The 11,110-nt window shown below is 34.0% G+C and carries 7 protein-coding genes; 4 read left to right on the top strand and 3 right to left on the bottom strand.

Annotated features, from left to right (window positions below):
- Positions 1-264: 264 nt before the first annotated feature.
- Both HX005_RS19065 and HX005_RS19060 read right to left on the bottom strand, forming a co-directional pair.
- Positions 265-2,388: an AAA family ATPase gene (locus HX005_RS19065; RefSeq protein ID WP_286378547.1), complete on the bottom strand. Its 2,124-nt coding sequence runs from the start codon at positions 2,386-2,388 to the stop codon at positions 265-267.
- A 460-nt stretch (positions 2,389-2,848) separates the two neighbouring features.
- The gene (locus tag HX005_RS19060) at positions 2,849-4,837 is read right to left on the bottom strand and encodes a 5'-nucleotidase C-terminal domain-containing protein (protein ID WP_286378546.1); all 1,989 of its coding nucleotides are present in this window, start codon (positions 4,835-4,837) and stop codon (positions 2,849-2,851) included.
- Positions 4,838-5,206: 369 nt separating this feature from the next.
- Here HX005_RS19060 and HX005_RS19055 point away from each other — a divergent pair, with 369 nt between their 5' ends.
- The 4 genes from HX005_RS19055 to erpA all read left to right on the top strand — a co-directional run bounded on the left by HX005_RS19055 (position 5,207) and on the right by erpA (position 9,361).
- Positions 5,207-6,211, top strand: a complete 1,005-nt coding sequence (locus tag HX005_RS19055) for a putative solute-binding protein (RefSeq protein WP_286378545.1) — start codon at positions 5,207-5,209, stop codon at positions 6,209-6,211.
- Positions 6,212-6,609: 398 nt separating this feature from the next.
- Complete coding sequence (locus HX005_RS19050; RefSeq protein ID WP_107010025.1) at positions 6,610-7,617, top strand: putative solute-binding protein; 1,008 nt, start codon at positions 6,610-6,612, stop codon at positions 7,615-7,617.
- A gap of 275 nt (positions 7,618-7,892) precedes the next feature.
- Positions 7,893-8,897: a putative solute-binding protein gene (locus HX005_RS19045; protein ID WP_107010026.1), complete on the top strand. Its 1,005-nt coding sequence runs from the start codon at positions 7,893-7,895 to the stop codon at positions 8,895-8,897.
- A gap of 128 nt (positions 8,898-9,025) precedes the next feature.
- Positions 9,026-9,361 (top strand): iron-sulfur cluster insertion protein ErpA, encoded by a 336-nt coding sequence (gene erpA / locus HX005_RS19040; RefSeq protein WP_107010027.1) that lies wholly within the window; start codon positions 9,026-9,028, stop codon positions 9,359-9,361.
- A 99-nt stretch (positions 9,362-9,460) separates the two neighbouring features.
- Here the strand turns inward: erpA and HX005_RS19035 are convergent, their stop codons facing one another.
- Positions 9,461-10,810 carry an aromatic acid/H+ symport family MFS transporter gene (locus HX005_RS19035; RefSeq protein ID WP_107010028.1) on the bottom strand — a complete coding sequence of 450 codons (1,350 nt, stop codon included), beginning with the start codon at positions 10,808-10,810 and terminating at the stop codon, positions 9,461-9,463.
- Between the last annotated feature and the right edge of the window lie 300 nt (positions 10,811-11,110).

The following is an 11,110-nucleotide window of genomic DNA, read 5'->3' as shown; positions in this document are numbered from 1 at the left end:
TATCAGAAGTTTTAATCTTCATCACCGCCGATGGATGTGCATTCTACAGCATTTCACATTAGACGCAACCCCTTTTTTTAAAGTTTTTTATTGTATGGGTGTTTTTTCTACGAAAATCATTAAAAAAATGTTTTTTTATCTATTTTTTAATCAATTTTAATTATTTTTTTCACAATTAAAGCATTTTGGTAATTTATTTTTCATTATCACTACTGAAAAATTAGTCCACATTTTTTAATTTTCGATTAAAAAAGAAAAACCGCATCAATTTGATGCGGTAAATCCAATACTTTGTGAAGCTTTATATTTAACAGCCATTTCTTCATGTAAGTGTTGTAGTACAGCATTTACATTTTTGAAGGGCTGAAAACACGCTTGACGGACAATGACAGCAAAGTCTCCTGCACAAAGACGATTTAATCCTTGTAGCTGTGTTTTGATTTGAGTTTCATCTATTTCAAGATTTAATTGTTGGCAAACATTTTCCAATAAAGCAAAACGCTGTGCATAGGTTAAAAAATCAAAGTGCATTTTAAAATCGAAACGACGTAAAGCAGCTTGGTCTAATTCTTCAAAACGGTTGGTCGTTGCAATAACAATCCCGTTAAAACTTTCCATTTGGACTAAGAACTCGTTTACTTGTGAAATTTCCCAAGATTTACTTGCTTGTCGTCGATCTTGTAATAAGCTATCGACTTCGTCTAACAATAATACGGCTTGCTGCTCTTCAGCTTCAGCAAAAGCTTGTGCTAAGTTTTGTTCAGTTTGCCCAACCCAAGGTGAAATTAAGTCGGAGCCTCTCTTGATCAGCAAAGGCTGGTCAATGAATTCAGCCAACCAACGTGCAAATGCCGTTTTACCTGTACCTGATGCACCATATAAACATAAACGGCCAAAACCATGGCGTTGAATTCCTGTGGCAATGTCTTTTAAGTTAGAGGGTGTATTGATATAGCTCAGGTCATAAAATTGTGGCAAAGCATTACTGTCTTGTAATTTAACCGCACGAAAACCTTGCGCCTTTAATGTATTTGAAATTAATTTCGTCATACTATTGGGTAGCGCTAAATCGTCATTGTGCATTTTTGCCATTTTCGCAACTTTATAACTACGATTTAAAATCGCAGGTGAAAGCTGTTCGATATTTGAAAATGCCTCTTGATACATTGGATCTAATTCATGACCGCATTGTTTAACAATAAAGTTCATACGTTGCTTTTTCGGCGGTACTTTTATTTCCAAGACCATATCAAAGCGACGAATAAATGCAGGATCAAGCTGATCAGAATTAGACACCCAAATGGTGGGTGTTTGGTTTTGCTCTAAAATACGATTTACCCAAGCCTTACGACTTTGGGCAGTACTTTTCATTCCCATCCCATTTTCAGTATCATTAAATACATCTTCAACTTCATCAAACATCAATAAAGCAGATTGGCTGTCAAAAATACATTGTGCTGCACGATATGCACATAAACGCCCTGTTGCAGAAATGGCATCACCATCCGCATCTTCATAAGAAATTTCAAAAAGTTGTACAGCCAATTCAGCAGCCAAGACTTTACATAGCTGCGTTTTACCTGTACCTGAGCTTCCATAAAGGAAGATATTTACACCTTTTTGTTTGGTATTTTTGACTTGTTTTAAATAAGCCAACAATAAATTTAAATCTTTTTGTAGATGAGGATAGTCTTGAATCGTAAGTTCAGCCCTATCACTTTTATTAATCGTACCTGTAAATAAATCCATCACATCATTGGCTTTAACCAGTAATTTATCCACCAATTGATTTGAGACTAAACTTAATTTAATACGTAAATAATTACGGTAATACTGCTGTAAACTGACTAAACCACTACGATGTAATCGCCCTTGTGTAGAGAGTGCTTGACGAATTTCTTCATAAGGCACATCCAACACAATCGCTAATGCACGTAAGGTTTTAGACGCTGTTAACTCGCCTAATGTATCTGCAATATCATCTAAAAGTTGTTCACTATTGAGTAAAATCACAAAACCTAAAATCAGACTTTCAACATCATTTAAATCTAAAAGCTGTTGTAATAATTTAAGATTAAATTGTAATTCTTCACTAAATTGAAATGGCTGATTTAAATGCTGCTGTTCAATATTTTGATGAAGCTGTTTAAGTTCTTGATAGGCAGCTTGCTCGTTAAATTGATCATTTAACAAAGGTTCAGAAAAGCCCAACTGTTTTGCAATCCACTGATTATTAAAACAATTGTCTGAAATAAACTCTTTTGCACCACCTAATTCAACTAAAAAACGAAAAGCCCATAGCTTCGCCAATGGATGAATTTCAGTAAAACTCTCCATCTCACCTTGTTGCACATCATTGGCAAAAGGTTGATTTACATATTTATTCATATTTTCACTAACAATTTTTTAAATGTCAGTACGCGCGTCATTTTTCATTAAAACAACGTACTGAAAGCATTTATATTCTTTAAAAAGTTTTTAAATTTTTCACGCAATTTAAAGCGTTCAGTTTTATATGGTTTTATTGCAAACCAAAGTGCATAACTACAGTTAACAACATGATTTTTCTCCCGAATATTCCAAATACAATTCTGCTGTTTTGGATCAAATAAATGGCGGGTTAAATCAAGATATTATGGTCATCCTGCAACCAGTTAAGTGTGAAGATATCTCTTGTCAAAGGCAACGTACAAGATGAATAAAGGTTAAATTTCAATTGGAATCATTATTGATCAAAGCCACAATGGCTGATTTTGGCGTTATCTTAATTGCTCATTTTTCAAACTTCAAGTTTTTTTCTGTATAAATACAAAAATCCTGACAAAGCAGGATTTTTGTACACATTTTTTTATTTGGCTTTATCTACAAAAAGTTGGGTACTGTAATTTTCAGTTGATAATTTATTAATTTTCTTTTGCCCTGTTTGCCCTGACAAAGCTTGCGTATATTTCAAAAATGCTTCCGCATAATCTAAACCCACATTCGTACGACGTGCACCTGTAATTGTGCTTAGAGTGGTATAGCCATCTTTACCATTTGCTAAAAAATCAATCGTCACGATTTTATAAGTTTTATTCAAATCTAATGCTTCATATTTTCCTGTTGCATTACGTACTTGTATTTGACTTAAACGTTGTCCTTTATTTTTATTAAAATCAACGTTCCAACGCAGCCCACCTGTATAAGGGTAGCTTCCTGTATTATTTTGTACAACGACGCTATCCATCGCATCTTCTAGCGTTGCTTTGACTTCTGTACCTGTCATATTGAGCTGTACCAAGGTATTTTTAAACGGTAAAACGTTATAAATTTTCCCTACCGTAACATCACCTTGTGCAACATCTTCTCGTACACCACCACCATTTTGGAAAGAAATATCTGCTCCAAAAAATGCTTTACCTTGTTGCAAGAAAGCTTCAGCAATTATTTGTTGAATATCGCCACCATGTTGATCAACATGGTTATTTTTATTACAAATATCACCTAAAGTTGAGCGTCCTATATCACGTTGTGTTCCTGGTACACGACGAGAACAAAGATTATCCGTAGCCTGTCCAACCACTTCTTCTGCAAATTTTTGTTTTTGAATCTGATAAGGTTTTAAAAGACTTAATGTTTTAGAGTCTGGTTGTATAAAATCTAATGGTGCTTGATCTATTTTTATCTGATTTTTAATGATATTTTTCTCATTTTCAGAAACATTGATAATTTCACTACGTGTATAGGTTTTTTGTTGTTCTATATTTTTATTTTGATTGTATTTTTTTAAATTTTCATTGTACTTTTGAATATCAACTGTGCGTTTAATATCATCACCGAGTAATACATGTGGTGTACCACTACAACTTTCTATCTGACCTTCAGGATTAAATTTTACGTTTAATTCACCAACAATATTGCTATATTCCCATGCCTGTGCAATACACACCAAATCCCCATTTTTATTTTTAAGTCGGGTCGGATAATCACCCTCTGGACTTAAACTATATTTTTCCAAAATTTTTGGACCTAATAAAGTATGTGAATCTCCGCCAATAATGACATCCACATCCGTCAAAGATGTCGCTAATTTTTGGTCTAAATCATATCCAACATGAGTTTGTAAAATAATATTATGAATGCCCTGCGCTTTTAATTGATTTATTTCTTTTTGTGCTGTTTCAATTTCATCAGCAAATAAGGTATCTGTATTGGGTTGTGAAGAGTTTTTTGTTTTATTTGCGATGGTTAATCCAATTACAGCAAACTTTACACCATCTTTTTCAAAAATTTGTGATTTTTGAATGCGTTGTGTTTGATATAACGGAGAAGATGCACCAAAAGTCACATTAGCAGATAAAATTTTTGTTTTATTTTCACAAGTGCCTTGATCTAAAAAATCTATAAACTTTTTCAAACCTGCATCAGTTGAGTCAAATTCATGATTTCCTGGTGTAAAAGTATCAAAACAAACGCTATTCATAGCATCTGCATCTGCCTTACCCTCTGTCAAGTTATAATATAAATCGCCTGTTGTTGCATCGCCTGCATGCATCTTAAAAACATTTTTCTTTTCTGCTTGAACTTGATGAATAAAAGCAGCCACACGTGCAAAGCCACCTTTACTTGCATTAAATTCTTCATCGCCTTTGCCAACATTCATTTTTAATGTAAAGCCATCTTTATCTTCGTCTAAATGAGAGTGATGGTCATTAATATGTACGATATTCAGCTCTAAATTTTTATTTTGAGTGGGTGGTGTAATGACTGTCACATTATCTTTATCATCATTACATGCTGTCAAAGTCACTGATAATGCTAAAATAACCAACGTACTTTTTTTATTTGGAAGATGCATTTATATTCTCTAATCGCTATAAATTATGTTTCTAGTGTGCAATTTATATATGTCGATTTAATGAATATTATTTAAACAACCTTCAAGTGATTTATAATTGATTTGGTATTTTTTCATTTTAAAATCCTCAATGTTCTTAAAACTTAAAAAAAATATAAATCAGCATATTAAAAACAAAAAAAAAATGATCTTTAAGAAAAAAATCTATTGATTATTCAATATATCCCAAATGATCTTGTCAGGTATTAAAGCTCTCATTATAAAATTATATTGACCATTCAGCGTTTAATATTTGATCATTATCACATTATTATGTTAAAACAGATAAAAACTTATGAATTCAATTGGATAAAAGTTTAGGGAATAAAAATGAAAAGAAATTTATTTTTAGCCTGTACTTTCGGCATTTTTATGTCTCCTACAGTGCAAGCGAAACAAAATGTCTGTGTATTTGATCTTTTAGGTAAAGCAGGTGAATCGTACAAAGTTATGGAAGAATGGGCTTTGGCTGCGAAAGCTTGGGGAGCAGATATCAATTTAATTCCTTATAAAACAGAAGAACAAGCAGACAGCGACTTTAAAACTGACAAATGTGATGCCGTTGCAATGACTTCAATGCGTTCACGTGAATACAATAAGTTTGGCGGTTCAATTGATGCTGTAGGCAGTGTTCCTACTTATGCAATTGCACAAAAAGCGATTGCTTATGCGCTAGATAAACGTAATGACAAGCGCCTCATTTCTGTTAAAAATGGCGTAAAATATGAATTAGCAGGCATCAGCCCTTTAGGCATGGCTTATATTTTTGTTCGTGATCGCAAAATTGACTCATTTGACAAAGCAAAAGGGATTAAGTTTGCGTATTTACACTATGATATCGCTCAAAAAGCTGCTGTAGATCGTGTGGGGGCGATCGGTGTTCCCTCTGATTTATCTAATTTTGTAAAAAGATTTAATTCAGGTGAAGTTGATTCAGTCCCAGCACCAGCTTATGCATTTAAACCTTTAGAAATCCAAAAAGGCTTAGGCGCGAAAGGTGCTATGTTTACTTATCCTGTCATGCATGTCACGGCTGATGTTATTATTAAAGCCGATCAATTTCCAAATAATTTTGGCAGCCAATCACGGACTTGGTCTTTAAAAAGAATGCCACAAACTTTTAAATTGATTGAGCGTTTAGAAGCGGAAATTCCAGCCAAATATAAACTTAATATTTCAAAAGAAGATGAAATTAAATACCAAAAATTATTAAGAGAAGTACGGATTGAACTTATCGAACGTGGTGTATACGATGCAACCATGATGTCTGTACTCAAAAAAGCACGTTGTACTGTGGATCGTACCAACTTTGAATGCTCTTTACCTGACGAATAAAGCTGAAAAATTTGTCTACTTTTTTGTTCTCTTCATAAATCTGTCATTAATTTTTTAGCTTTTGACAGATTTTAACTTGAAACAATGTAAGTCAAAACATATTTACTTGTAATAAGAAATATACGAATACGTTCAATTTTTTATATCGTTTTTTGTTTTTTTAAATGCTTTAATTGTGATAAGCGTAAAAGTTCAAAAAAAAGTAAATAAAATACAAAAACTTATTTCACGATAATTTTTTACAACTGCTTACTATTACTGTGAAAAATAAAATAATGCAATGGTAGAATATATACAAAAAAATGGAGTAAAAGCTCTATTTTTTTTAAAAAAATTTGATTAAGATTGCGTTTAAAAGAAACTCCAATTATGGACGTATAATTGACAAGGATCAAAATATGAAAAAAATAGCTTTAGCTGCTGCAACAACAATCATAGGTTTAAGCACAACAACTGCAAATGCAGCAATTGATATTTGTGTATTTGACTTATTAGGTAAATCTGGTGAATCTTTCCAAATGGCACAAGAATGGGCTCTTGCTGCTAAAGGCTGGGGTGCTGATGTTAACTTAATCCCTAAACAAGATGAAGCTGTTGCTGATAACGATTTTAAAGCAGGTAAATGTGATGGCGTATTCATGACAGCAATGCGTGCACGTCAGTATAACAAATTCGTTGGTTCAATCGATTCTTTAGGTGGTGTACCAAGTAACGGTATTGCACAAAAAGCAATTACTTTTGCTTTAGATGCTCGTAATGCTGGCAAAATGGTATCAAACTTAGGCGGCAAAAAATATGAAGTTGCTGGTATTGCACCACTAGGTTCAGCTTTCATTTTTGTACGTGATAAAAATATTGACTCAATTGAAAAAGCGGCAGGTAAAAAGTTTGCTGTTCTTGGCTATGACCAAGCTCAAAAAGTCATTGTACAACGTGTAGGTGCACAAGCGGTTATTTCAGATATCTCAAACTTTGCTGCGAAATTTAATAACGGTCAAGTTGATATGATTGGCGCACCAGCATATGCTTATAAACCTTTAGAATTAAACAAAGGTTTAGGTACCAATGGTGCTGTATTTAACTTCCCAGTGATGCAAATTACGGCTGATTTCTTGATTCGTCCAGAGAAATTCCCAGCAGGATTTGGTCAAAAATCACGTGACTACTTCATTAAAAACTTACCAAAAAGTTTTGCTATGATTAGCCGTTTAGAATCATCAATTCCAGCAAAATACAAAGTAAATTTAACTGCTGATGATAAATTGAAATATCAAAAAATGATGCGTGATGGTCGTTTAGAGTTAACAAAAATGGGCGTCTATGACCCTGCAATGATGTCAGTATTGAAAAAAGCACGTTGTTCTGTCGATAAAGCGAACTTCGAATGCTCTTTAGCTGGCGAATAATATTGATTTAAAAAGAAAAACCCAGAATTCGTTCTGGGTTTTTTTAATTTTATTTTCTGTCATTTAAGTCATTGTTGAATCAATGATTAAGTCTTAATCTTGTATAAAATTGATATTTTAAGCTGATTTATTTTTTGCTTCGTTGAAAAGTATATCCAATAAAAAATGCAGAATTTAAGCCAGCAATATCAACCTAGTTCTATTTTTGAATGAAAAAAATATTCAATTCAACATAGAACAAAACAATAAATTGATCATGGAAAGGAAAAAATAAAATGCAATGGTCTAAGATGCTCTTAGTTACAGCAGGCTTATGTGCAGCGGTGTCAACTGCTCAGGCAAAACAAGTCATCTGTGTATTTGATTTGGTGGGTAAAAATGGTGATGTTTTTAATTTAATGAAAGATTATCAGCTTGCTGCAAAAGCTTGGGGCGCTGATATTGAACTCAAAGTAAATCAAAACGAAGGTGTTATCGCAGAAGATTTTAAAGCAGGTAAATGTGATGGTATCAGTGTCACAGGTATGCGTGGTCGCCAATTCAATAACTTTACAGGATCACTTGATGCTATTGGTGCCATCCCCGACCTCAATCTTGCTGTTAAAATCATGCAAGGTTTAACATCTCCAAACTTTGCTAAACATATGGTCAATGGTCAATATGAAGTCGTTGGTGTCATTCCTGTAGGTGATGCCTTCCTCATGGTAAATGACCGTAATATTAATACTGTTGCGAAAGCAGCAGGTAAAAAAATTGCAGTTTTAGACTATGACCAAGCACAAAAAATCATGGTGCAACAAGTAGGTGCACAAGCCGTTAGTGCTGATGTCACAAACTTTGGAGCAAAGTTTAATAATGGACAAGTTGATATTATTGGTGCTCCAGCAGCCGTGTTTAAACCTTTAGAGTTGCATAAAGGTCTGGGCTCAAAAGGTGCGATTGTGAATTATCCGATCTTACAGGTCACAGGTAATTTAATTATTCGCACTGATAAATTCCCAGCAGGTTTTGGTCAAAAATCACGTGATTGGGTACGTTCACAGCTGCCTCGTGCATTTACGATCATTGGTAAAATGAAAGCTGATATTCCTGCTAAATACTGGATGCAAGTACCTGAATCAGACAAAGCTGGTTATCAAAAATTAATGCGTGAATCACGAATTAGTTTGACCAAACAAGGCGTCTATAGCAAACCAATGATGAAGCTTTTATGGCAATTCCGTTGTAAAAATGACCCTAAAAACTTTGAATGTGCATTACAAGATGAGAACTATAAATAATTTTAGTTTAAATCCGATAAATTTAGTCTGATTTTACTTTAAAGTCGACTCACTGACCATATATTGAGTATGCTATACTAAATATATGGTCTTTTCATTTAAGCCATTTGAATTTGAGGAACAATCGCATGAATGCCCAAGCACTTGAGCTCACAGACAACGCTGCAAATAAAGTTCGCCAACTTCGTGATAGCGAAGGTAATCAGGATTTAATGTTACGTGTCTATGTAACAGGTGGTGGCTGTTCTGGTTTTTCTTATGGTTTTAATTTTGCAGAAAATATGAACGAAGATGATGCAGAATTTATAAATGGCGATGTCAAAATGTTAGTTGACTCCTTAAGTTACCAATATCTAGTTGGTTCAAAAGTTGATTATATTGAAGGCTTAGAAGGTTCTCGCTTTATTGTTGATAATCCAAACGCAACAACAACTTGCGGTTGTGGATCTTCATTCTCTATCTAATTTTTGTTTTAAAAATAAAATCTCCCCTATTCTAAGAACTAGGGGAGATTTTTTTATTCATCGATTTTAATAAATAAAGACTTTATAAGAATCAAATCATTAAACTTTGGCAACTACTGATGCACTTGCATCAATTTTTTCAGACTCGTCATCATTCATAATTAAAGCGACAGCAATTGCAGTAATGAGAACAGGTAAACCAACAGCCATAAAGTTAAAATGCGCAGGTAAACTCATTCCGAGTAAACCACCAATTAAAATAGGTCCAACAATCGCACCCATACGACCAATTGCAGAAGACCAGCCAATCCCTGTAGAGCGAATTGCCAATGGATAATATTGTGCAACATAACTATACAATAGCATTTGTGAGCCAATAGATGCAGCACCAGCTAAAAAGACTAAAATATATAAAAGAAATTGGTTTGATTGAAAGCCCATCAAGCTCATTACAATCGCCCCCATAATTCCTAAACACATTAATACAGGTTTCAGATGGAAACGATCAGCCAAAATCCCTCCTCCCACAATCCCAACAACTGCTCCGACATTCATCACCATCATGAACATCAAGCTATTATCCATTGAATAACCTGCTGCCATCATCAATTTTGGCAACCAGCTACTCAAGGCATACATTGTCAATAAACATGTAAAAAATGCTAACCAAAACAAAAGTGTATTTGTTGCACGTCCACGACGGAATAAACTAACCACATTCGCTGCTTCAGGAACTTCAACTTTTGGCAAAGTAAAAGTCGTCTTTTCAGTGACAGTTAAATTCGGTGCAAGACGACGCACAATACTACGCGCTTTTTCTTGCTTATTTTCTTTCACAATAAATGCTAAAGATTCAGGTAAGAACTTCCAAATCACAGGTAATAAAAATAAAGGAATACCAGCAATAAAGAACATCACTTGCCAACCAAAACTTGGAGTAAACCATGAACCTAATAAAGCAGCCATGACGCCACCCACTGCATAACCACTAAACATTGTTGTTACTAATGTACTGCGCATTTTAATTGGTGCATATTCGGAAGTTAATGCAACCAAATTTGGCATTACACCGCCAATACCTAAGCCTGCTAAAAAACGTAAAATTGCAAATTCAGTTGGATTTGAGGCAAAGCCTCCAGCAAATGTTAAACCACTAAATAATACAATACAGATCATAATAACTTTTTTACGCCCAATTTTATCAGCCAAAGAGCCAAAAAACATTGCGCCAAACATCATGCCTGCTAATGCAGTACTCGCAAGCATTCCTGCTTGTACTGCACTTAAACCCCAATCTTGCATTAATAGAGGTAACACTACCCCATTAATTGCTAAGTCATATCCATCAAATAAAATAATCAATAAGCACCAAGCCACTACATTGAAGTGAAACGGGGTAAATTTCGCCTTATCGACTACAGAATTAATATCTATGTTTTCCATTGTCATCGTTCTCATCTCCCATGAGTACTTGTCCAGATTTCTCACATGAATTTTCAAGTAAAATTCAAGGTTGGCGCAATATACGCAAGACAAAGTTTATGAGCAATTAGACATAGGGATAATAAAAATTTATAGATATATAAAAATAGTAAATATATGATTTTTAATTTAAAAAATATGAATAAACAATCTTCGTTTATGCTGTATTATTTTCTAATTTTCGCTTTCTTTCCCCCATAAAAAAAGCCCCCTCGCTTTGAGGGGGCTTTTAGATTTAAAAGCTGGCGATGACTTACTCTCACATGG

It is taken from the genome of Acinetobacter sp. R933-2 (genome assembly GCF_030325485.1).
Taxonomy (GTDB): Bacteria; Pseudomonadota; Gammaproteobacteria; order Pseudomonadales; family Moraxellaceae; genus Acinetobacter; species Acinetobacter sichuanensis.
This window is presented reverse-complemented; position numbering and strand designations above follow the sequence as displayed.

What these genes read in the sequence shown, in the direction of transcription:
- HX005_RS19065 (WP_286378547.1), bottom strand. Translation starts at nt 2,388, where the DNA reads ATGAATAAATATGTAAATCAACCTTTTGCCAATGATGTGCAACAAGGT.
- HX005_RS19060 (WP_286378546.1), bottom strand. Translation starts at nt 4,837, where the DNA reads ATGCATCTTCCAAATAAAAAAAGTACGTTGGTTATTTTAGCATTATCA.
- HX005_RS19055 (WP_286378545.1), top strand. Translation starts at nt 5,207, where the DNA reads ATGAAAAGAAATTTATTTTTAGCCTGTACTTTCGGCATTTTTATGTCT.
- HX005_RS19050 (WP_107010025.1), top strand. Translation starts at nt 6,610, where the DNA reads ATGAAAAAAATAGCTTTAGCTGCTGCAACAACAATCATAGGTTTAAGC.
- HX005_RS19045 (WP_107010026.1), top strand. Translation starts at nt 7,893, where the DNA reads ATGCAATGGTCTAAGATGCTCTTAGTTACAGCAGGCTTATGTGCAGCG.
- erpA (WP_107010027.1), top strand. Translation starts at nt 9,026, where the DNA reads ATGAATGCCCAAGCACTTGAGCTCACAGACAACGCTGCAAATAAAGTT.
- HX005_RS19035 (WP_107010028.1), bottom strand. Translation starts at nt 10,810, where the DNA reads ATGACAATGGAAAACATAGATATTAATTCTGTAGTCGATAAGGCGAAA.